Source organism: Rhodococcus sp. C3V, from assembly GCF_029269915.1.
GTDB lineage: Bacteria > Actinomycetota > Actinomycetes > Mycobacteriales > Mycobacteriaceae > Rhodococcus_F > Rhodococcus_F qingshengii.
This window is the reverse complement of record NZ_JARJBE010000010.1, coordinates 154,964-176,667: the sequence shown is the minus strand read 5'-3', so window position 1 is coordinate 176,667 and position 21,704 is coordinate 154,964. Positions and strand designations below refer to the sequence as shown.

Here is a 21,704-nt window from a genome sequence, read left to right as displayed (position 1 = left end):
CCTCTTTTAAGAAAGTGAGCTCATGACCGACACCACGTTGCCACCGGACGGTCCGCAACACGACCGGATCGAACCGGTCGACATCCAGCAGGAAATGCAGAACAGCTACATCGACTACGCCATGAGCGTCATCGTCGGTCGTGCTCTGCCGGATGTCCGCGACGGACTCAAGCCGGTGCACCGCCGCGTGCTCTACGCGATGTACGACAACGGATATCGCCCCGACCGCGGATACGTGAAGTCTGCCCGACCGGTCGCCGAGACCATGGGTAACTACCACCCCCACGGCGACTCCTCGATCTACGACACGTTGGTCCGTATGGCCCAGCCGTGGTCGCTGCGTTACCCGCTCGTCGACGGTCAGGGAAACTTCGGATCCCGCGGCAACGACGGCGCAGCCGCCATGCGTTACACCGAGTGCAGGCTCACGCCGCTCGCGATGGAAATGCTGCGCGAAATCGACCACGAGACAGTCGATTTCACCCCGAACTACGACGGTAAGACGCAGGAACCGACGGTTCTGCCCAGCCGTATCCCGAACCTTCTGATCAACGGTTCCAACGGCATCGCCGTCGGTATGGCCACCAACATTCCGCCGCACAACCTGCGTGAAGTTGCCGAGGCCATCTACTGGGCGCTCGAGAACTTCGAGGCGGACGAGGAAGCCACCCTCGCGGCCGTCATGGAGCGCATCAAGGGACCCGACTTCCCAACGCACGGGCTCATCGTCGGTGGACAGGGCATCCAGGACGCCTACACCACCGGCCGTGGCTCCGTTCGTATGCGCGGCGTCGTCGAGATCGAAGAAGATGCCAAGGGCCGCACCACGATCGTCATCACCGAGCTGCCCTACCAGGTCAACCCGGACAACCTGATCACTTCCATCGCGGAGCAGGTTCGTGACGCCAAGATCGGTGGCATCTCCGACATCCACGACGAGTCCTCGGACCGCGTCGGCATGCGCATCGTCGTCACCGTCAAGCGTGACGCCGTTGCCAAGGTCGTGCTGAACAACCTTTACAAGCACACCCAGCTGCAGACCAGCTTCGGCTGCAACATGCTCTCCATCGTCGACGGAGTGCCGCGCACGCTGCGCCTCGACCAGATGATCCGTCTGTACACGACGCACCAGCTCGAGGTCATCGTCCGTCGTACCAGGTACCTGCTTCGCAAGGCACAGGAGCGCGCCCACATCCTGCGCGGTCTGGTCAAGGCCCTCGACGCTCTGGACGAGGTCATCGCCTTGATCCGTGCGTCGCAGACCGTCGACATCGCTCGCGCCGGATTGATGGAACTCCTCGACGTCGACGAGATCCAGGCCGACGCCATCCTCGGCATGCAGCTGCGTCGTCTGGCCGCCCTCGAGCGTCAGAAGATCGTCGACGAGTTGGCCGAGATCGAACTCGAAATCGCGGACCTCGAAGACATTCTGGCTCGCCCGGAGCGTCAGCGCGCGATCGTTCGTGACGAGCTCAAGGAAATCGTCGACAAGTACGGCGACGACCGTCGTACCCGCATCATCGCCGCCGACGGAGACGTCAACGACGAGGATCTGATCGCACGCGAAGACGTCGTCGTCACGATCACCGAGACCGGTTACGCCAAGCGCACCAAGACCGACCTGTACCGCTCGCAGAAGCGCGGCGGCAAGGGTGTTCAGGGTGCCGGCCTCAAGCAGGACGACATCGTCTCGCACTTCTTCGTCACGTCGACGCACGACTGGCTGCTGTTCTTCACCACGAAGGGCCGCGTCTACCGCGCGAAGGCTTACGAGTTGCCCGAGGCGAGCCGTACCGCTCGCGGTCAGCACGTTGCCAACCTGCTGGCATTCCAGCCGGACGAGCGCATCCAGTCCGTCATCCAGATCAAGACCTACGAAGACGCGCCCTACCTGGTGCTCGCCACTCGCAACGGTCTGGTCAAGAAGTCCAAGCTCACCGACTTCGACTCCAACCGCAGCGGTGGCATCGTCGCCATCAACCTGCGCGGTGAAGACGAACTGGTCGGCGCTGTCCTCTGCTCCGCCGAAGACGACCTGCTTCTCGTCTCGGCACAGGGCCAGTCGATCCGCTTCTCGGCCACCGATGAGGCACTGCGTCCGATGGGCCGCGCCACTTCCGGTGTCCAGGGCATGCGTTTCAACGGTGACGACGAGCTGCTCTCGCTCAACGTCGTTCGTGAAGGAACGTTCCTCCTGGTCGCCACGTCGGGCGGTTACTCCAAGCGAACCGGCATGGAGGACTACCCGGTGCAGGGTCGCGGCGGCAAGGGCGTGCTCACGATTCAGTACGACAAGAAACGTGGCACTCTGGTCGGTGCGCTCATCGTCGACGACGACGACGAGCTGTACGCGATCACCTCGGGCGGCGGCGTCATCAGGACGGCTGCCAAGCAGGTTCGTAAGGCGGGACGCCAGACCAAGGGCGTGCGTCTGATGAACCTCGGCGAAGGCGACACACTGCTCGCGATTGCGCGCAACGCCGACGAGCCCGAAGAGCTCGCTGCAGAGACCACCGACAACGCAGACAATGCCGATGGAGCTAAGGAGTCCTAGTGAGCACTCCCAACCAGCCGGGCAGTGACCAGAAGAGCGAAAGCACTTCAGGTTCGACGCCACCGAAGCCGGAGCAGGCAACTTCTCCGGCGGGGCCGCAGACCTCGAAACCTGCAGCTCCAGCGGACGGCGGACCCAAAGCTTCCGAGGCAGCTCCGGCGTCCAAGGCACCGGAGCCGCCTCGCGGCCCGTCGGCTCAGAAGCCGGCGGGTGGGGCTTCCGACGCCGCGGGTGCGGCCAAGGGTCAGGCTCCTTCCGCTCCTTCTGTGGCTCCGGCTGCGCCGGTAACTCCGGCAAAGGGTGACGGTCAGGCTCCGCCGCAACCGGTTGCCAATCAGGCTCGTGGCAGCCAGGCGCCGCCGTGGCAACGCGGACCCCAGCCGTCGGGTCAGCCGCAGGGGCAGCCAGCTCAGAACCCCGCTGCTCAGAACCCCGCTGCTCAGAACCCGGCGTCCAAGGCCCCGGCGTCGAAGGCTCAGCCACCGCAGAATCAGGCTCCGCAAAGTCAGCCGCAGACCAACATCACGCGCCCAGCCGGCGCTGGTGCTCCTGCGGGTCGTCCGGCAGCTCCTGCCGGGGGTAAGCCGCCTGCGGGTCCGCAGCGTCCTGCAGCGGCCGGCCCGGCGCAGGGTGGTCCGGTGCAGGGTGGTCCGGCCAAAAACCCCGCGCAGGGTGGTGCGCCGAAGGGACAGCCGCAATCGGGTCGTCCCGCTGCCGGTGCACAGACGGGTCGTCCTGCCGGCAACCCGTCGGCACGTCCCGTCGTGACAGGAACGGCGGCTGCCGCAGCTACCGGTGGCGTCGCCGGCGCGGCAGCAGCCAAGGCTGTTGCACCCTCGGGCGCAAATCCCAAGGCTGCAAACGCCACAGTCGCCAATCCCACCGTCGCTAATCCGAAAGCAAAAGCCGCCGCGATCGACGGGCCGACTCGGCACATCGATCGCAAGGATCTACCCAAGGACATGCCTGACCTCTCCGAGGCCAAGCATCCGTTGCCTGCTGCGGTGAAGGGTGAGAAAACTCACGCCGTATCGGCTTCGGTCGTGGACGGTGCGCCGCTGCGCGCAACGGTGCAGATCCGTCGTATCGACCCGTGGTCCACGCTCAAGATCACATCCGTGATCTCGGTGTCGCTGTTCTTCGTGTGGATGGTGGCCGTCGGACTGCTCTACGTCGTTCTCGACGGCATGGGCGTCTGGGATCGCCTGAACAACGCGTTCACCGACATCGTTGCCGACGGCGGCTCCGACGGTCTGGTGACGGCCGGCCAGGTGTTCGGCTACGCCGCGCTGATCGGCATCGCGAACATGGTGCTTTTCACGGCACTCGTCACGATCGGATCGTTCATCTACAACCTCTGCAGCGACCTGGTTGGCGGCGTAGAGGTAACTCTCGCCGACCGCGACTGACCTGCGAAAACATTGTTCCGCCGGGCCCGTTTTGGTGTCAGCGGCCCGGTGGGGTAATCTTTGGAATCGGTTCAGGGGCCTATAGCTCAGGTGGTTAGAGCGCTTTACTGATAATGAAGAGGTCGGAGGTTCAAGTCCTCCTAGGCCCACTCCCATGTGCCGAAGAAGGGTTGCTGGAATGAAGGTTTTCCTGCTTGTCGGGGCCGGAATTCTGGTAGCTCTCGGGGTGTCCAAGCTGATCAAAAGTCAGCGCGGAGACAAGGTTTGGCACGATTTGGAAACAGGATAGAACCTAGGTACTCTGACTCCGGTCAGAAAACCGAACGGGGCCTTAGCTCAGTTGGTAGAGCGCTGCCTTTGCAAGGCAGATGTCAGGAGTTCGAATCTCCTAGGCTCCACAGTAAGAAAACACCCTCCCGGGATCCGGGAGGGTGTTTTTGTATGCCGATGTACCCGATCTCTGCTCGCCCCGGCTGGCCGGTGCCCGACTTGTGTGCCCCCGTTTTTGAGCGAACGGCACTTTCGGCGCACTGGAGGCGATGAACATGCCGTTCGCTCGGAGTGGGGTGGCCAGAACCGCGCCCACTATGGACCGTTCGTCCCGAATTGTCCGGAAAGTCTAGTGGTCATAACCAGCCGGGCGTAGCGTGAGGAGAACCCAATTTCAGGAGGTTCGTAGTGCTTCACAACGACATTCCCAGCCACGGTGAAATTGCCGCACTCGCGGAGGTGGAGGGGCCCACCTGCATCACCATCGTTACTCCGACTGAAGATGCGCCGCAGGATTACGACAAAGCGCGCATAGCCTTCAAGGACCAGGTCCGCTCGGCACTCGCATCGGTGGAGGATCCGGCCGAGCGCAAGCAGTTCGAGGCCGAATACGCAGAGCTCGACGACGACGACGATTTCTGGCGCTTCCAGTCGCGCTCATTGGTCACGTACGCGACGCCGGACCGTCTGGTGACCTTCCGCCTCCCCAACCGTCTGCAGGCGCTCGAAACGGTCAGCGATCGGTTTCATCTCAAGCCACTGCTCCGTTCGGTGACGTTCCCCCAGACGGCGTTTGTTCTCGCTCTGGCAGAGGGTTCGGTGCGACTGATCGAGATCGCTGCCGACCAGCCGGCCGACGAGGTCCGTGTTCAGGGAATGCCGAAGAACGCTGCGGATCACGCGGGCAAGTCGTCGATCAACAGCCGTACCGAAGCGGGTCGGTTGTCGGGGTCGGACAGCCGAAAGTTGCGCGTCAATCAGTACGCCCGCGCAGTCGATCACGAGGTCCGCGGTGTGCTCGCCGGCCGTGACGTCCCCTTGATTCTGGCCGCTGCGGAACCCATCGCGTCGGTGTATCGCTCCGTGAATTCGTACCGCCACCTGGTCGACAAAACCGTCGAGGGAAACCCGGAAGCCTTGTCGACGCAGGAAGTGGCGGACGGTTCGCGTCCGGCGCTCGACGACTTCCATGCCGAGCAGCTGGCGGCGGTGCGGGACACCTTCAATGTGCGCACGGAACAGGGACGCACTCAGACGGACGTCGCCGACGTGGCAACAGCCGCGACGTACGGACAGGTCGACACCGTTTTCATCGACATCGATTCCGTCGTACCAGGAAGTCTCGATCCCCAGACGGGCGCTCTCACGACCGGTGAGTCGACCAACGGAAGCACCTACGGGGTCGTCGACGAGATCGCTCGTCGTGCGCTCCTGACGGGTGCGCGGGTGCTCGCTGTTCGCGCGGAGGACATTCCGGGCGGCGGCGCAGTTGCCGCGATTTTGCGCTTCGCCCCGTAAACAGACTGGACGCGTGTGCGCCTCGTGACCTGATTCGGGCACGGGGCGCATACGATTCCGGCATGAAACGTGTGTGGGAACGGCTGCGCCTCTATTGCAAGACGCTGCACCCGGTCGGGCTTGCCTTTGCTCTGGTCTTCTTCACCTGGTCGATGAGTCCGTCCCTGTTGCCGCGCGCGTGGTACCTGCAGGGCGTTGCGACGGGCATCTCGCTCGCCATGGGATACGGCGTCGGCGTGACGGTTGCCTGGATGATCCGCAAGTGCGGCGTCGAACCGCAGTGGTCGGATCGCACCAAGAAGATCGGCTGGCGAATCCTGTTGGTCGCGGCCGTCATTCTGGTGCCGACGTTCTTGGTCCTCGGTTCGTGGTGGCAGCAGATCGTTCGCGATCTCGTGGAAGCTCCACGCACCAATCAGGCGAATTATCTTCTGGTGCTGATGATTTCGCTCGGAATCTGGTTCATCCTGCTCGAGGCAGGCCGTGGTCTTCGGTTCACCACCAACAAGCTCACCGCCGTCGCACTACGGTTCGTTCCCCTCGAGGCGGCGAAGGTCGGCAGCTTGATCGTCATCTTCGCCCTCGGCATCTTCATCGTGAACGGTGCGCTGTACAACGGGCTGATCGCCTTCGCGAACTGGAGTTTCTCCGGTGCGGATCACGAAACACCGGACGGCATCGAACAGCCCATGATTGCAGAGCGCAGCGGTTCGCCGATGTCCGCCGAGGCTTGGGATTCTCTCGGCCAGGAGGGGCGCACCTTCATGGGTAGCGGTCCCACTGCAGCCGAGATCTCTGCATTGACCGGACGTGAAGCGAAGCAACCGATCCGGGTGTATGCCGGACGTGAATCCTCGGACTCGATCAACGGTGTCGCACAGCGGGTCGTCGACGAGTTGGAGCGCACCGGCGGATTCGACCGCGGAACCCTCGCAGTTGTCACGACCACCGGCCGCGGTTGGGTGAACGAGGACGTCGCGTCGGCGTTCGAGTACGTCGAGGGCGGGGACACGGCGATCGCGTCGATGCAGTACTCGTTCCTTCCGAGTCCGTTGGCCTTCATCGCCGACCGTGAGACGCCGATGATCGCCGGCCGCGCGCTGTTCAACGCGGTGTACGCCAAGTGGATCGACCTGCCCGTGGAGACGCGACCGGAGCTGGTTGTCTTCGGTGAGAGCCTCGGCTCCTACGGTGGCCAGGCAGCATTTGCCGGCGCTCAGGACATGATGACGCGCGTCGACGGCGCACTGTGGGTCGGAACCCCCAACTTCACTGCTCAGTGGCAGGGAATCACGGACAGTCGTGACTCGGGCTCACCGGAGATTCTGCCGGTGATCGACGGTGGCCAGGCAATTCGGTTTGCCGGTGATCCGGAAGATCTGGAGCTGAAGTCGGACTGGGACGACGATCGCATCGTGTACTGGCAGCACGCCAGCGACCCGATCACGTGGTGGTCCTTCGACCTGCTGCTCAACAAGCCGGATTGGCTCAAGGAACCGCTGGGTCGCGACGTGGATCCGGGAATGACATGGGTTCCTCTCGTGACCTTCTGGCAGGTAACCCTCGACATGGTCTTCTCGGCTGACGTCCCGTCCGGGCACGGTCACAATTACGGCGAGGATGCAGCGGACATGTGGGCCAAGATCCTGCACCCCGAGGCCTGGACCTCTGCTGATACCGACAAGCTTCGTGCGCTGCTGACCACCAATCTGGAGCCCACGAAGTAGTAGTAAACGGTTGTATTTCAGCCTGTTAAGGCGAAAACCTCACGAAAAAGTGTTACGTGAGGTATGTGTTACTCTGCGTTCGCTGTGTGCCAAGCCACAGCGCAAGCGAACGTGGGGAGATCGAAACGTGAAGAGCAGAGCATGGTGGGCGGCCGGGGTCTCCGTCGCGGCACTGGTCATGGGTGCTGTGACGGCCCCTGCCGCAACGGCGGAGCCGGCGGATTTCTACACGCCGCCGCTCGAGCTTCCGGCAGGTGCCAACGGAGATCTCATCAAGAGTGAGCCGTCACCACTGCTGCTGAGCGTGCCCGGATCGAACGGTGCGTGGCCGGCAACCGCCACCAAGATCATGTACCGAAGCGAGGACGCCAAGGGCGCCCCCGTTGCCGTGACGGGCACCTATCTCGAACCGTCGAACCCGTGGACCGGGCAGGGGGCGCGTCCACTGGTTGCCGCAGCGGTAGGAACGCACGGGCAGGGCGATCAATGCGCACCATCCAAGCTGTTCAACACCGGTATCGAGTACCAGTTCCCGACGGACGTCATGGTCGGCTACGAGTCCATCTGGGTGAACACGTTGCTGCTCAACGGCATTGCCGTCGTTGTCACCGATTACGAGGGCCTCGGAACTCCGGGCGATCACACCTACGTCAACCGTGAAGCCGAAGCACACGCGGTTCTGGACTCGGTGCGAGCCGCTCAGCAACTCCCGAACACGAGCATTCCCGCCGACGGCCCCGTCGGACTGTGGGGTTACTCGCAAGGTGGTGGAGCTGCCGCTGCCGCAACGGAATTGAAGCCGTCGTACGCTCCGGAGCTTGATCTCAAGGGCACCTACGCAGGTGCACCGCCCGCCGATCTGGCGGCGACGCTGCAGCAGGTCGACGGCACGTTCCTCACCGGAGTGATCGGATACGCGCTCAACGGGATCCTTGCCCAGTACCCCGAGGTTCAGCCGCTGCTCGACGCCGAGATCAACGATCGCGGCCGACAGATGTTGGCCGCCACCAAGAACCAGTGCGTCGCCGAAAGTGGATTGCAGTTCGGCTTCCAGCAGTCGTCGAGCTTCACCAATTCCGGTGAATCACTCTCCGCAGTTCTGGCGCGTCTACCCATGGCGCAGGCAATCCTCGACGAGCAGAAGATCGGCAAGCTGACGCCGGAGTCGCCCGTGCTCATTCAGCATGGCCGCTCCGATGACATCGTTCCGTTCGGTCAGGGACAGCAACTGGCGCGAGACTGGTGCGGCAAGGGTGCGACGGTGCAGTTCTCCGTCAACGAACTGCCCCCGATCATTCCGGGCATGGCAATCAATCATGCAACGCCGTACCTGGTGGGTACCCCCGAATCCGTCGGGTACATGATCGATCGCTTCAACAACGTCCCAGCACCGTCCAACTGCTGAACGTGAACATCGAAAAGCCCCGGAACACAATCTGTTCCGGGGCTTTTCGTATGTCGACTAAGCGGTCTTCTCGGCCGAGTTCTCCTCGAGCCGAGGGGGTGCGGAAGCGACCGGCGGATGCTCGCGTCGGCGGCTCTTGAAGAACACCGCGCCACCGATCACCGCGACACCGGCGATGACGAACACCGTGACGCGCTTGCGGCCGCGAGGCTTCTCGGTGCGTTCCGTGGACTTCGTGGGGATAGCCTTTGCGCGCTCGACGCCCTTCTTGGCGAGGACTTTGCCCTGACGACCCAGGAACAACCCGACCTGCCCAGCGCCGCGAGCGACCGACGTCGCGACCACCGCGGCGATACGGCGAGCGTTGTCGGCTGCCTCGGACTCCTTGATGCGAGCCGCTGTCTCTTCGAGGTAGGCGGCAGTCTCGTCGAAGGTGTCCTCGACGCGGGCGCGCGCGTGATCGAAGGTGTCGGGCAACTGCGTGCTGAGGGACTCGGGCACTCGTGTCATGACTTCACTTTGCCACAAGGGCTGTACCGGGGTAGGTCGGTCGCAGATCGGACTTACGATGGATGAATGTCGACCTCCCCTGCACGGTCCCGTCGAAGCCCAGGCCGACCTGCGATTACGTCGACGGACGAGATTCTCGATGCAGCGGAACGGGTGGGTTTGGACCGGCTGACGCGGGCGGAGGTCGCACAGGTCCTGGGCGTTTCCGCTGCGACGATTCGCCATCACGTCGACTCGACCGATCGTCTGTACTCGTTGGCGTGTGCGAGAGCTTTCGGACGTCTGCAGTTGGATTCGGATTCGAAGTCCTGGCAGGACTACCTTCGGACGTTAGGTCAGCGCTTCGCTGAACTCGTGACTGCCACGCCTGGGCTCGAGGACTACGTGCTTCGAGGGCCTTACGAAGAGCGCACTCTGGAGCAGTTCGAGCGAATCATGAATGAGGTACTTCTACGGAAGCCTGAATTCGACCGTGCAACAGCACATTTGCTCGGCTCTCGGACACTGATCATTTCGGCGGCACTGCATACACCGGCGCGCAATCGTTACCCGGATTCGCAGTATCCGAAGCCTGAGACTCTCTCGGCTGTTGTTTCCTGGACGCTCGACGCCTTCCTTGTCGGTGCCGAAAAGATGATCGATTCCGGTCTCGTTCCTACGGTCGTTCCAACTCCCGACGCTTCTTGGACTCACATTTCGGATCACTGATGCCCTTCCTGGACAGGAAGGTAAGGCAACCCACATTAATTATTGCTACTGTGGCAATTATGAATAGACACAGGTGGAGGCCAAGATTCCTCGGCGCGGCCGGGGCCGCGTTAGTGCTCGCGCTCGCTGGATGTTCGTCATCGAACACGAACCCGGACGCTGACGGAAGTCCCGCAGCGAGCGGAAGCTATCCGGTGACCGTGAGCACGGAATCCGGAGACGTGATCATCGAGTCGGCACCTGAACGGATCGTGACCTTGGGGAACCCGGCGTTCGAGAACGTAGTGGCGCTGGGATCGCACCCCGTGGCCGCGAGCGTGACCAACATCGACAAGCTTCCCTATCTGGCGGACTACGTGGGAAATGAGGCGCTCGACGAGTCCTTGGCTGACATCTATGCAGGACAAGTGAATTTCGAGCGGATGCTTGCGGTCGAACCGGATCTCATCATCGCGCCTGCCTGGCCGGTTTTCACCGAGCCCGCCACGTTGGAGCGGCTCCGAACGATCGCTCCCACTTTGATATTCGACATGCAGGACGCAGACAACGATTGGAGAGTCGGCGTTCAGCAGGTCGCGGATGCGTTGGGTAAATCCGAGCAGGGTGGCGAGTTGATCACCTCGGCAGTCGACGAATTTACGGGTGTGGCTGAGTCGAACCCAGGACTTGCGAAGCGGCCGTACTCATTCGGGCTCTACTACAAGGAGCAGATTTCGTTGGGATCGGGCGGAAACATACTGCGCCTCTTCGGAATGAAGCCGGCGGAGGACCAATCCGCGGCGGAATCGACGGGAACTCCGGTGACGTATTCGGGTGAGACCGCGGGTGACGTCGACGGTGAAGCCGTACTTCTGATGCCGTCACCACGGGATTCCATCGCGAACCTCGAACAATCGCCTTTCTGGGAGTCGAATCTGAAATCCCGCGTCGTATGGCTCAGTGATGCGCAGGGTGAGGCGATCAACAATGCGGGTGTACTTGGAAAGACGTGGCTGCCGGGAAACCTGGGTACCGCATTGGGACAGTTGGGTTAGTCGAGCGTGGACAGGGCGAGAGAATCCCGGTTACCTGCGGGCATGGTCATGACCGTTGCCTCGATTGCCGAGGTTGAACAGCGAACGGACGACACCGTTCGAGTTGTGTTGCAGTCGAGCGAGTTCGGAAACCTGAGCGTTCGTGGGGCGGCGCCGGTGTTCAAGTTGTTCGTGCCTCGGGAGCCGACGGACGAGATGATGCTCCCCACCTTGGGGTCGGACAAACTCGCGGTTCCCAGTTGGGAGGCCGACCCCCGGCGTCCGATCGGGCGTTCCTACACAGCAATCGATTTCAATCCTGGCGATCGAAGGATCACGTTCGATGTCATGGATCTTGGGAAGCCGGGTTGGTGGCTCAACCGGACGGGCGTAGGCAGTCGCGTTGGGGTGATCGGATTCAAACACGAACTCGTCCTTGTTCCGGGCGTCACTGACGTCGTTGCAGTCGGCGACAGATCTGCGCGCCCTGCTGTCGGATCCTTGACGAATCTCGCCGAACAAGTCCGAATACACAGTTTCACGGGTCCGTCAGGCGAGCACGGATTCCCTGATATCGAGTGGGTGGACATAGTCGATCGGACCAAGGCGCAGACAGAATCGACAATGTTGTGGATCGGCGGAGAGAAAAGCTGTGTCGCCCGCTTGCGCAACCAAGCGATCGAAAACGGCCTACCGCCGTCCCGGATTGTCGCATTGCCGTACTGGTCGGCGGGGCGAACGCGCGACGAGTTCGATCATGCTCTGTACCGGCTGTACCAACGCGCAGCTGCGGACGGAATCGACATTTCCGATCCGGTCGTTGCCGCCGACATCGAACTGCAGTGACGCATGCCCCGTCGCACGGAATTGGCAGGCTCACATCCACGAGAACGCCGGCAATGGCACGATGGTGGTGTGACTTCAACTCATCAGACCGCAACCGCAACGCTGCACACGAACCGCGGCGACATCAAGATCGCTCTGTTCGGCAACCATGCGCCGAAGACCGTCGAGAACTTCGTCGGCCTCGCCGACGGCTCGAAGGAGTACACCACCGCAAACGCCGCCGGCACCAAGACCGGCCCGTTCTACGACGGTGCCATCTTCCACCGCGTCATCGACGGCTTCATGATCCAGGGTGGCGACCCCACCGGAACCGGCACCGGCGGCCCGGGCTACAAGTTCGGTGACGAGTTCCACCCGGAACTGCAGTTCGACCGCTCCTACCTGCTGGCCATGGCCAACGCAGGCCCGGGAACCAACGGCTCGCAGTTCTTCATCACCACCGGCCCGACGCCGCACCTGAACCGTCGCCACACCATCTTCGGTGAGGTTCTCGACGACGATTCCAAGAAGGTTGTCGACGCTATCTCCTCCACCGCCGTCGATCGTGGCGATCGTCCGGTCGAGCCCGTCGTGATCAACAGCATCACCATCTCCTGAACAGGTAAAACAAGCAGATGACGAACCCCGGTTGGGGCGGCGGTGCGAGTGAGGGCATCCCGCCCCAACCGCGGTGCGTCCGCCATCCAGATCGACCCACCGCACTTTCCTGCAATCGTTGTGGACGTCCGGCATGCCCGGACTGTCTCCGCGAGGCGGCGGTGGGATACCAATGTGTTGACTGTGTAGCTGCCGGTCAGCGTGATGTCCGTCCCGTTCGGGGCGTCGCCGGAAACACCGTGAGCCCCACCCGTGCGGTCCCGGTCGTGACGTACACCTTGATGGGGCTCAACGTCCTGGCGTTCCTCGCCACCTTCGCACAGTCGCGAAGCATCATGAACAATCAGGTCGGCTCGTCGATCTTCGCGAACTGGGCACTCAATCCGGGGCTCGTCGCCAGCGGTGACTGGTTCCGGCTCGTCGGCTCCGGGTTCCTGCACTTCGGCATCTTGCACCTCGCGGTCAACATGTACGCCCTCTACATCCTCGGACGCGACACCGAAATCGTGATGGGCCGCTCGAGGTACATCGGCATCTACCTGGTTTCGCTTCTCGGCGGTTCCGCCTCGGTGATGGCATTCCAGCCGGTGTTCTCTTCGCTCACGGCCCTGTCCTGGACTGCTGGGGCGTCGGGAGCGATCTTCGGCATCATGGGCGCACAGGCAGTTCTTCTCCTGCGTTTGCGTCGAAGCCCGGTCCCGATCATCTCGGTGATCGCGATCAATGTGATCATCAGCATTTCGCTGCCCGGGATCTCGTTCTGGGGTCACGCGGGAGGTCTGGTGGCAGGTGCCGCGACGGCCGCTGCATTCCTGTACGCCCCGCAGTGGTTGGGCGCCGGTGAGAACCGCGTGAAAGCAGTGCGTATCGGCTGGATCGCTTTTGGTGCCGTCACCGTGGTGACAATCGGAGTCATCGTGCTCCGCGTCGTCCAACTGCGCGAACAGCTGGGAATCAACTAGCAAGAATCCTAGGGCCCAGCCGTTCTATGGCTCAGCCGCCGATGATGGACTCGCAGGCGAACGTGATCTCGAAGCTTGACGTCTCGGTCGGGTTGCCCTTGTCCCGGGCGCCGATTCCCTCGCCCGTCACAACGAAGGTATTGCCGTCCTGCTTGGCACTGGCAGATCCGCCGGGCAGTCCCGGTGCGTATCCGGCGGTGTACGGCAGACCGTTCGATCCACCCTCGCTTCCGGCGATTCCAGCAGTCTGAACCGTGCCGGATTCATCGACGATGGCCGAGACGGTCAACATGCCGTAGGTGGGATTTTCCGCGTCGAGCAGTGTCATAACTGTCGTGCCGCCGTCCTTTGCGCACTTCGTCTCGAATTTGGCGTCGAGAGTCTTCCCGCCGACGGTGGCCGAGGATGTAGCGGACGAGGCGCCGGCAGCGCTCTTGTCGGAGTTGGTCTTGTCGGAGTCGCTGCCGCAGGCGGAGGCGAATAGGGCGACCGCCGCGATGGTGGCAGCGAGTGCGGTGGAGGACCGGCGGGTCATCGTGGTCCGAACCAACTTCGTCATGTTCTGTCCTTCAAGTCATGCGGTGCGTCCGCACTTGCTCTGGCTGTTTCGGCGACAACACTAGCCAGTGACTTGGTGCTCGTAGCTTTAAACCCCCAGCTCAGACGGGTTTGCCGCCTTCGACTGTTCAGGGACGTTCGTCGGGCTGCCCGGGATCATCTGCCGGATCTTTGGGAGCAATCGCACATGCAGAGACGGCTTCTGTAGAGATTGTCCACATAGGTTGGGCTCAGTCGTGCTTCTACTGTGGCTTGAGTCACTTCGTAGATAGCAACGCTGACCTTTTCCGAGGAGTACCCCTGCCATGACCTCCACCGATAGCACCACCACTGACGGTGGGGTTGCGCCGAGCGAGATCGAATCTCGCGTGGTGAAGAAGGTAGCGCGACGACTGATCCCCTTTTTGATCCTGCTCTATTTCGTGAACTATCTGGATCGTACGAACATCGCCTTCGCGAAGCTCACCATGAGCGCCGACCTCGGGATGACCGAGACGATGTTCGGCCTTGCGTCCGGTCTCTTCTTTGTCGGCTACCTGCTGTTCGAGGTGCCGAGCAACCTGGCCCTGCACCGCTTCGGCGCCCGGCTGTGGATCGCGCGGATCATGCTCACCTGGGGCATCCTTGCCGCTGCGCTGGCATTCGTGCCTAACGTGGGCAGCCTCTATTTCCTCCGCATTCTGCTGGGCATCGCCGAGGCCGGCTTCTTCCCCGGAGTTCTTCTCTACCTGACCTTCTGGTTCCCGAAGAAGTACCGCGTACGCCTGATGGGCTTGTTCCTGCTGACACTTCCGCTCTCGTCGGCGCTCGGTGCCCCGCTCTCGGCCGCCATCATCCAGTACGGCGACGGACTGTTCGGCCTCGCCGGATGGCGCGTGATGTACCTGATCGAGGGTCTGCCCGCCGTGATCTTGGCTTTTGTCGTCTGGCTCTACCTCACCGATCGTCCCGCCGACGCAAAGTGGTTGACCCTCGAGGAGCGCACCTGGCTGATGAAGTCGATGGCCGACGAGGAGAAAGAACTCGGCGACGCCGGTCACCAGTCGGCCGGTAAGACCCTGCGCGATCCCCGCGTCATCGGTTTCGGTCTGGTCTACTTCGGAATCACATACGGGCTCTACGCTTTGAGCTTCTTCCTGCCCAGCATCGTCGCGGGATTCAAGCAGACGTTCGACACCGATTTCTCGCTCGTCGAGACAGGCCTGATCGTGGCCGTCCCCTACGCGATCGGCGCTGTCGCGATGGTGCTGTGGAGCCGCCATTCCGACAAGACCGGTGAACGAATGTGGCACGTTGCAGCCCCGACGCTCCTGGGCGCGGTATCCATTCCGATTGCGCTGTATCTGGATTCACCGTTCACCGTCATGATCGCGGTCTCGCTCACCGCCGTCGGCGTGCTCTGTGCGCTCCCCGTCTTCTGGTACCTGCCCACCACGTTCCTGACGGGTGCCAGCGCGGCCGCGGGCATCGCCATGATCAACTCGATCGGCAACGCGTCGGGCTTCGGTGCTCCGTACATCACCGGCTGGCTCACCGATGTGACCGGAAATGCCAAGGCAGGACTGTGGGTGGTGGGCGCCGTGATGCTCTGTGCCGCAATCCTTGTGGTGGTGCTGGCAAAGCGATCGAGCAAGCCCGCTCAGATCTGACCGAGTTTCCCCGCACTGGCACGCAGCCGGATCAGGAGCGCAAGATCGAGCGCCTGGTCCGGCTGACGCCACTGTGTACCGATCAACCTGTCGATCGACTCGAGCCGTTGGTACAGAGTGTTGGCGTGAATCGCGAGCGTGGCGGCGGTCGCGGAGTGCTTGCAATTGTGTGACAGGTACGACGCGAGGGTGTCCAATAGCGGAACGCCGCGTCGCTGCTCCTCCTCGAGGAGAGGGCCGAGGGACCGCTGCGTCAGCGATTCGAGTTCTTCGCGGCCGGTGCGGCTGAGGAGAATTCGGTAAATGCCGAGTGAACTTGCCGGCTCCACGTGGGAGGCCCGCCCGAGAGTCTCGAGGACGTCGACGGTGTGCTGCGCCTCGACATAGGCTCGCGCCAGAGCTTCCGCTCCCACCGCGGGATCGGCGATTCCGACGGTCGGGTTCTCCGCCGGCTGAACCCACGCCGCCGCAACTGCTGCCGGTGACATTCCGGGAATCAGTGCGATGACTCGTGAACCATGTTCGGCAACAACGGTTCCCGAGGGGAATGCAATTTCCTCGATACTGCGACGCGCACGGTCGACGGCGTCGGCCGGGCGGGCCACCACGACGGTGTACGAGCGGTCAGGATTGAGCCCGGCCAGGCGGAACTGACCGGTGACCTCGGCCGGCGTCGGCGCAGGCCTGGTGATCAGATCGACCAGAAATGCGTCGCGTGCCCGACGGGTAGCTTCCCTGGCCGCCCGTTCGCCTACCAGCGCAAGCGCAATGGCCGGGGCTGACCTTTCGAGTGCCAATCTCATGGCGGCGGTGGGTTCCTGGCGCGAGAATAGGAACAGAACTCCGAGTTGGTCACCGGCACTGCGTACTTCGGTGGCGAACAGGAACTGCTCACCGACGGTGAGCGTCACCTCCTGCTCGCGTCGGTCAGCGGCAAAGATGTCGAAGACCCGATGCACGCTCTCGCTCACCCGTTGCAGTCCCGGCGGAATCTCGGATGTTCCGGTCACGAAGAACACCGGCGAACCCGTCGACGCCGAGGTTTCCTCCACGAGTTCACGGACTCCACCGCCGCGCAGGACAACTTGTGTGAGCGATCGGTCCCAGGTCAGCGTCTGTTCGAGAAGTGCTGTGCGCTTGGCAAGTTCGGTGTTCGCTGCATTCACTTCTGCAACCGTCGCGCGATAGCGTTCGAGAGAGCGGGCATTCTCGATGGCTACCGAGGCATGAGCTGCGAGGGCGGACAGCAACGCAACTTCCTCGTTGCCGAATCGACGCTCCTGACGCTTGCACGCGCAGAGGGCACCCAGGATCTTGCCGTTCAAAGTCAGCGGAACGGCCAACAGGCCGCGCATGTTCTCGGCCCGTGCTGCGTCGTCGGCCGGTCCGATGTGTGCAAACGAGGGATCGTTTCGGTAGTCGGGAGACCAAGCAGGAGAAGAGTTCTCGACCACGCGACCGATCAGACCTTCGCGGAAGGGAACCGTGAGGCCGAGCAGTTGGGAGGTGTACGCCCCGCTGGTCACCTCGATGATCAAGATGTCGTCGTGAATGAGAGCAAGGTACGAAAGGTCGACGCCGAGTAGTCGTTTGGCCTGATCCACGATCTCCTGCAGGAGGGCGTGGTGATCGTGCATCGTGGTCAGCAGCGACGCGATGTCGTTGAGTGCCCCGAGTTCGGTGGCGCGCTGTCGGCGCTGAGCCAGGAGACTTCGTAGTTGAAGTGCCGATCGGGCTTCTCGCTCGATCTCGGCGGCGACCTCGGGGCCTGACCCAGCGGCCAACTGATCGCGGTGTTCGATCAGTTCCTCGGTGGATGCCTCGGCCAGGAGAAGCTGTAGCCAGTTCTCGTGCATCCGCGCTCCCTTGTTAGACCACTGGTGACTATGGAGAGAATGTCCATACAGTTTCCGGTTTCTCGGAGTAAATCTACATGGGGCGGTGTAGCCGCCGTCACTATCGTGGAGACATGACACTCCTCGAGGCGCTCGGCTCGCAGATCGATGCGGATCGACTGATCACCGACCCCGACATCATGGCGAGCTACATCCACGACGACGCCGAGTGGGCTCCGTACGAGATGCCGGTCGCAGTGGTCCGACCGCGCACAGCCGAGCAGGTACAGACAGTTGTGCAGGCGTGCATCGCCCACGGTGCGCCCGTCGTCACGCGCGGCGCCGGCACCGGTCTGTCGGGTGGAGCCAACGCAGTCGCCGGCGGCGTCGTGATCGCCTTCGACGCGATGAACGCCATCAAGGAGATCAACACCCTCGAGCGTTTGGCCGTGGTCGAACCCGGAGTGGTCAACGATCACCTCCGCGACGCCTGCGCCGAGCACGGCCTCTGGTATCCACCCGATCCGGCGAGCGCACCCTGGTCGACGATCGGCGGCAACGTCGCGACCAATGCCGGCGGCCTGTGTTGCGTCAAGTACGGCGTCACCAAGGACTACGTACTGGGCATGCAGGTGGTCACCGGAACCGGTGAGCTGGTTCGACTCGGGCGTCGAACTGCCAAGGGAGTGGCTGGGTTTGATCTCTCGGCGCTCATGGTCGGCTCCGAAGGCACTCTCGGGGTGATCACCGAGGTGACCGTCAAGCTTCGTCCTCAGCGCGATCTCGAACGCACCATCGTCGGATACTTCGACTCCATCGTTGCTGCGGGCAAGGCCGTCGAAGCCGTCGCCGCAGACGGTCTCACGCCGTCGGCCCTCGAGTTGATCGATCGGCAGTGCCTGCTTGCCGTCGATGCCTGGAAGAACATGGGCCTCTCGGCCGATGCCGAGGTGGTCCTGCTCGGCCGAATCGACACACCTGGCGAGATCGGCGACGCCGAAGCCGAGCGAATGTTGGCCTGTTTCAACCGTTCCGGGGCTACCTGGAGCGCCAGATCCACGGACCAGGAGGAAGCCGACGCCTTGTTCTCCGCCCGGCGTCTGGCATACCCCGCCCTCGAGCGGCTCGGCCCGGTGCTCACCGAGGACATCTGTGTCCCCAAGGCGGCGGTTCCGGAGATGTTGGCGCGCATCGAGGCCATCTCGGCCCGGCACGACACGCACATCGCGAACATCGCGCACGCGGGTGACGGCAACCTGCACCCGCTGCTGATCACGCCACACGACGACGAAGCGGCGCGGAGGCGTGCTCAGGCGGCTTTTGCCGAGATCATCGACAATGCCCTCGAGTTGGGCGGAACCGTCACCGGTGAACACGGCGTCGGCCTACTGAAGATGGGCGGCTTGGCGCAAGAACTGTCACCGGCCGTCGTCGCGATGCATCACGCGATCAAGGGTGCACTCGACCCCCACGGAATCATGAACCCGGGCAAGGTGATCTGAAAGGCTGGCTCCGTAACCGAATCGGTTTCCGGAGTTACGCCGTCGAAATGACGAGTTCCTACGCTCGAGTTGAACCGTTTGGCCAACTCGACGTATGGAGTGATGAATGTTCTCTTCCGATTTGACGCTGGCAAGTGTTGTTCCGCGGCGCGTGGAGACGGTCGAGGCCGTCCGGGCGGCAATCGCTCTCGACGGGGCCGCGGTCTTCGGTGGCCTGCACACCGAGGAAGATGCCATTGCCTTCGCGTCGAAGTTGCTCGGTGAGAAGTGCATTCGCGTCGGCCGCCAGTTCGAGGCGAGTGCCAAGAGTCAGGATGCCGAAGCCGCTGTCGTCGACACGCAACCAGTGGACGAACGCGGCCGCAAGCGCTCGTTCGGTATCTCCGGCGAGCGGATGACCGCCCACAACGACGGTTTCGCGTTCGGCGATTACGCTCCCGATTACCTGTTTCTGTGGTGCAAGCGCCCGGCGTACCCGAGTGGCGGCGACTCGTTTCTCATCGACGCGGTCAAACTGACCCAATTGCTCGCCTTCGATCCCGCAACAGCGGAGCTGGCCGAATTCTGTTGGAGCACAGACATCGACCATTCGGAACCGAACTTCCCGCAGAACACATTCGCGCCGATCGCCCGGACGGTGCCGAGTGGACGCAACCAGGTTCGGTATCACCCATATCTCGCGCCGATCGCCGGCGAATCGGAAGAAGCGCAGTGGCCGCTGGTGAAGCAGTGGAGTGAGGCCGTGATTCACGTGCGAGACAGCGGGCCGATGTTCCGCGCCGAAGCCGGCGAGATGATCTGCATCGACAACTACCGGGTGCTTCACGGCCGCGACGGGTACACCGACCCCGGCCGTGAGCTGTACTCGATCTGGGGATGGTCGAGCGACGCAGTCGCGGTGCCGCAGCAGGCTCTCGACATCGTGCAGCCGGACCTCGCGGCACTGGCCATGTAACCAGCGCTTATTTTTCGGGCGGCACCAAACCGTGAACGGCGAGCACGTCCAGGACGTTCTCAGGCGACGTGCCGAGATCCCAGCGTCCGAAGATCAACAGCTTCTCGGTGTCGGTGGGACGGTCGACGATGTCGATCTCGAGCATCGGGACGCGTCGACCCAGACGCGGGTAGCGGACGAGACGGACCCGGTCGATCTGTTCGCGGGTGAACTCGTGGCGGGCGCGCAGTCGCTGCACCGCGATCGACTTGGTTCCCGCGTCTTCGATCACAGCCAGGCGGGGACGCTGACGCAGGGCGAGTCCGCCCATCACGAACAGCCCGATCACCGCGAGGGCGAGCAGGAAGCGCCCGGCAGGTTCCGTGGGCGCGATTATCGAGGCGATCGCGAGGGCAATTCCGCCGCCGAACATCGCGTAGACAACACCCATCGGAGTGGCCCACGAGATCACCTCCGTGACGTTGTCACGAGGCTGTGGATGAAATTCATCCTCGAGCATGTGGATAACTTCCTAGGTTGTCCACAGGAGTTATCCACAATGGGGATGAATGACACCCATGTAATTGAATGACGGTCACGATCCGGGTCGAATCAGATACTCGCTGGTCAGCGCCATCTCATGGTCATGACAAGGCCGACAACCATGAAACCGAAGCCGACGAGGAAGTTATAGTTTCCCAAGTCGTTCATCCACGTGATCGAATCCGCGGCCAAGTAGTACACAATCAGCCACGCCAGGCCGACAAGCATGAATCCGAGCATCACCGAGACGTACAACGTGCTCGACGGACCCATCTTCACCTTCACCGGAGTGCGGTTTGCCGGGTTGACTGTGTAGTCGTTCTTCTTACGGACCTTCGACTTGGGCATGACGTCCTCGCTCTACGGTGTGACCTGCATGTGTTACCTACACGCTAACGTAGCTGTGTCCAGTTGGTCACCGGCCGACCTGCACAATCCGGGAGGAGCCACGTGTCTTCGGGTGAATCTTCACGAACCGTCTGGCACATCGGTGTACTTGCCGTCTGCCTGGTAGCCGGTCTGATGGTCGCCACGGCGCAACGATCCGCCGAGGAGAACCAGCTCCAGGTCACCGAAAGCACCAGGCTCTCCGATCTGGTTCGCAGCGCCCAGGCCAATGCCGAAAAAGTCTCGGCCGACCGGGACGAACTTGCCGCCCAGCTCGATTCGCTGCAGCAAGACGCCGCTCGGTCCGACGCCGGAGTGGCCGCCGCGCTCGGTGACATCAAGAACATCTCCGCCGACGCGGGACTGACGGAGATGACCGGCCCGGGTGTTGTCGTCACGATGACGGACGCTCCGCGCAACGCCGACGGCAAGTATCCGGTCGACGCCACCCCGGACGACCTCGTCGTGCATCAGCAGGACGTTCAGAGCGTCCTGAACGCACTGTGGGCCGGCGGGGCCGAAGCGGTGGGCATGCAGGACCAACGGATCATCAGTACGTCGGCGCCGCGGTGCATCGGAAACACTCTTCTTCTTCACGGACGTACCTACAGCCCGCCGTACGTGATGAGCGCCATCGGTGACGTTGCGCGCCTCGAGGCGGCCCTCGCTGCCGAACCGGGCATTCGGATCTACAAGCAGTACGCGACCCGCTTCGGCCTCGGGTACACGCAGGCAACGCCGTCGCAGATCACGGTCCCCGCCTATACCGGCGGATAG

The 21,704-nt window shown here is 62.8% G+C and carries 19 protein-coding genes and 2 tRNA genes; 16 read left to right on the top strand and 5 right to left on the bottom strand.

The annotated features are described in order from the left end of the window. The first annotated feature begins 22 nt into the window (after positions 1 to 22). The 7 genes from gyrA (at position 23) to P3G66_RS24245 (ending at position 8,883) form a co-directional block, all read left to right on the top strand. Positions 23 to 2,554, top strand: coding sequence for a DNA gyrase subunit A (gene gyrA / locus P3G66_RS24275; RefSeq protein WP_003942463.1), 2,532 nt, complete (start codon positions 23 to 25; stop codon positions 2,552 to 2,554). Beyond that, on the top strand, positions 2,554 to 3,963 hold the full coding sequence (locus P3G66_RS24270) for a DUF3566 domain-containing protein (protein ID WP_276117209.1): 1,410 nt from the start codon (positions 2,554 to 2,556) through the stop codon (positions 3,961 to 3,963). Before gyrA ends, P3G66_RS24270 begins: the two co-directional genes overlap by 1 nt. Before the next feature lie 75 nt (positions 3,964 to 4,038). Beyond that, positions 4,039 to 4,112: transfer RNA gene (locus P3G66_RS24265), tRNA-Ile, on the top strand. 176 nt (positions 4,113 to 4,288) lie between these two features. Then, positions 4,289 to 4,361, top strand: a tRNA-Ala gene (locus tag P3G66_RS24260). Between the two features lie 280 nt (positions 4,362 to 4,641). Continuing rightward, positions 4,642 to 5,751 (top strand): hypothetical protein, encoded by a 1,110-nt coding sequence (locus P3G66_RS24255; RefSeq protein ID WP_054828211.1) that lies wholly within the window; start codon positions 4,642 to 4,644, stop codon positions 5,749 to 5,751. A gap of 62 nt (positions 5,752 to 5,813) precedes the next feature. Beyond that, on the top strand, positions 5,814 to 7,478 hold the full coding sequence (locus tag P3G66_RS24250; RefSeq protein WP_276117208.1) for an alpha/beta-hydrolase family protein: 1,665 nt from the start codon (positions 5,814 to 5,816) through the stop codon (positions 7,476 to 7,478). Positions 7,479 to 7,605: 127 nt separating this feature from the next. Then, positions 7,606 to 8,883 (top strand): lipase family protein, encoded by a 1,278-nt coding sequence (locus P3G66_RS24245; protein ID WP_276117207.1) that lies wholly within the window; start codon positions 7,606 to 7,608, stop codon positions 8,881 to 8,883. A gap of 57 nt (positions 8,884 to 8,940) precedes the next feature. Here the strand turns inward: P3G66_RS24245 and P3G66_RS24240 are convergent, their stop codons facing one another. Then, positions 8,941 to 9,393, bottom strand: a complete 453-nt coding sequence (locus P3G66_RS24240) for a hypothetical protein (protein ID WP_276117206.1) — start codon at positions 9,391 to 9,393, stop codon at positions 8,941 to 8,943. 66 nt (positions 9,394 to 9,459) lie between these two features. On the opposite strand from P3G66_RS24240, the gene P3G66_RS24235 reads away from it, so the two are divergent. The 5 genes from P3G66_RS24235 to P3G66_RS24215 all read left to right on the top strand — a co-directional run bounded on the left by P3G66_RS24235 (position 9,460) and on the right by P3G66_RS24215 (position 13,519). Beyond that, on the top strand, positions 9,460 to 10,101 hold the full coding sequence (locus tag P3G66_RS24235) for a TetR/AcrR family transcriptional regulator (protein ID WP_134932158.1): 642 nt from the start codon (positions 9,460 to 9,462) through the stop codon (positions 10,099 to 10,101). 200 nt (positions 10,102 to 10,301) lie between these two features. After that, the gene (locus P3G66_RS24230; RefSeq protein ID WP_162114239.1) at positions 10,302 to 11,135 is read left to right on the top strand and encodes an ABC transporter substrate-binding protein; all 834 of its coding nucleotides are present in this window, start codon (positions 10,302 to 10,304) and stop codon (positions 11,133 to 11,135) included. Positions 11,136 to 11,177: 42 nt separating this feature from the next. Continuing rightward, positions 11,178 to 11,960: an SIP domain-containing protein gene (locus P3G66_RS24225; protein WP_204855146.1), complete on the top strand. Its 783-nt coding sequence runs from the start codon at positions 11,178 to 11,180 to the stop codon at positions 11,958 to 11,960. 69 nt (positions 11,961 to 12,029) lie between these two features. After that, positions 12,030 to 12,557, top strand: coding sequence for a peptidylprolyl isomerase (locus tag P3G66_RS24220; RefSeq protein WP_007729190.1), 528 nt, complete (start codon positions 12,030 to 12,032; stop codon positions 12,555 to 12,557). A gap of 17 nt (positions 12,558 to 12,574) precedes the next feature. Next, positions 12,575 to 13,519, top strand: coding sequence for a rhomboid family intramembrane serine protease (locus P3G66_RS24215; RefSeq protein ID WP_276117205.1), 945 nt, complete (start codon positions 12,575 to 12,577; stop codon positions 13,517 to 13,519). A gap of 31 nt (positions 13,520 to 13,550) precedes the next feature. On the opposite strand, the gene P3G66_RS24210 is transcribed toward P3G66_RS24215, so the two are convergent. Then, entirely contained in the window at positions 13,551 to 14,078 is a 528-nt protein-coding gene (locus P3G66_RS24210) for a lipoprotein LpqH (RefSeq protein WP_276117204.1), read from the bottom strand. A 304-nt stretch (positions 14,079 to 14,382) separates the two neighbouring features. Here P3G66_RS24210 and P3G66_RS24205 point away from each other — a divergent pair, with 304 nt between their 5' ends. Continuing rightward, positions 14,383 to 15,726, top strand: a complete 1,344-nt coding sequence (locus tag P3G66_RS24205; RefSeq protein WP_276117203.1) for an MFS transporter — start codon at positions 14,383 to 14,385, stop codon at positions 15,724 to 15,726. Here the strand turns inward: P3G66_RS24205 and P3G66_RS24200 are convergent. Further along, positions 15,717 to 17,582 (bottom strand): GAF domain-containing protein, encoded by a 1,866-nt coding sequence (locus P3G66_RS24200; RefSeq protein ID WP_276117202.1) that lies wholly within the window; start codon positions 17,580 to 17,582, stop codon positions 15,717 to 15,719. The genes P3G66_RS24205 and P3G66_RS24200 overlap by 10 nt on opposite strands. 77 nt (positions 17,583 to 17,659) lie before the next feature. On the opposite strand from P3G66_RS24200, the gene P3G66_RS24195 reads away from it, so the two are divergent. Beyond that, positions 17,660 to 19,063 (top strand): FAD-linked oxidase C-terminal domain-containing protein, encoded by a 1,404-nt coding sequence (locus P3G66_RS24195; protein ID WP_052027900.1) that lies wholly within the window; start codon positions 17,660 to 17,662, stop codon positions 19,061 to 19,063. Between the two features lie 106 nt (positions 19,064 to 19,169). Continuing rightward, positions 19,170 to 20,018: a TauD/TfdA family dioxygenase gene (locus tag P3G66_RS24190; protein WP_007729209.1), complete on the top strand. Its 849-nt coding sequence runs from the start codon at positions 19,170 to 19,172 to the stop codon at positions 20,016 to 20,018. 7 nt (positions 20,019 to 20,025) lie between these two features. On the opposite strand, the gene P3G66_RS24185 is transcribed toward P3G66_RS24190, so the two are convergent. Both P3G66_RS24185 and crgA read right to left on the bottom strand, forming a co-directional pair. After that, a complete protein-coding gene (locus P3G66_RS24185) occupies positions 20,026 to 20,517 on the bottom strand; it encodes a PH domain-containing protein (protein ID WP_007729219.1) in 492 nt (163 codons plus the stop codon). Positions 20,518 to 20,624: 107 nt separating this feature from the next. Then, positions 20,625 to 20,888 carry a cell division protein CrgA gene (crgA, locus tag P3G66_RS24180; protein ID WP_003942576.1) on the bottom strand — a complete coding sequence of 88 codons (264 nt, stop codon included), beginning with the start codon at positions 20,886 to 20,888 and terminating at the stop codon, positions 20,625 to 20,627. Positions 20,889 to 21,062: 174 nt separating this feature from the next. Here crgA and P3G66_RS24175 point away from each other — a divergent pair, with 174 nt between their 5' ends. Next, positions 21,063 to 21,704: a DUF881 domain-containing protein gene (locus tag P3G66_RS24175; RefSeq protein WP_223304399.1), complete on the top strand. Its 642-nt coding sequence runs from the start codon at positions 21,063 to 21,065 to the stop codon at positions 21,702 to 21,704.